Consider the following 522-nt stretch of genomic DNA (forward strand, 5'->3'; position numbering starts at 1 on the left):
CATCTACATGTTCATGCGGTGGCTGCGGATGGCCTACGAGGACCACGACAAGGACGTCATCGAGTGCGTGGTGCCCGGCCTCGTGGCCTCGCTGCGCATGATGCCCAAGAGCATCCGTCCCGAGGTCATCCCCACCATGGCCGGCCTGGTCGTCGCGGCAGGCACAGGACTCAGCCCCAGCCTGTGGCGCAAGCAGTACGGAGACTGGACGAAGGACGAGATGAACTCCCTGGAAGCAACAGCCCTGTTGCTCGCGGAGCACATCAACCGGCTCACGGACAACCGTGACTTCGCCGCCCGCATGATCGCCGAGGCCATGTCCCGCGCGACCGAAGGCTGACGCACGGCATCTTCGAGAGAGCCGTGCACGTCGCGAGGGAGCGGGAGACACAGGGTTACGGGGTCACAGGGCGATCAACCCTGCCGTCGTCTCCCTGAAGCCACACGCCTCGAAGTAGAACGACCGCAGATGCTCCTCGAAGTCGACGTGCAGCCACTCACACCCCGCGGCACGGCTTCCCT

The 522-nt window shown here is 65.1% G+C and carries 1 protein-coding gene and 1 pseudogene; one reads left to right on the forward strand and one right to left on the reverse strand.

The window, feature by feature from the left end; all coding sequences use genetic code 11:
* The coding region (locus TN53_RS42100) for a hypothetical protein (protein ID WP_046264187.1) at window positions 1-340 on the forward strand (340 nt) is incomplete at its 5' end.
* 63 nt (window positions 341-403) lie between these two features.
* Here the strand turns inward: TN53_RS42100 and TN53_RS42105 are convergent.
* Window positions 404-522 (reverse strand): annotated as a pseudogene (locus TN53_RS42105) (GNAT family N-acetyltransferase); the annotation flags it as partial.

It is taken from the genome of Streptomyces sp. WM6386 (assembly GCF_000972385.1).
Taxonomy (GTDB): Bacteria; Actinomycetota; Actinomycetes; order Streptomycetales; family Streptomycetaceae; genus Streptomyces.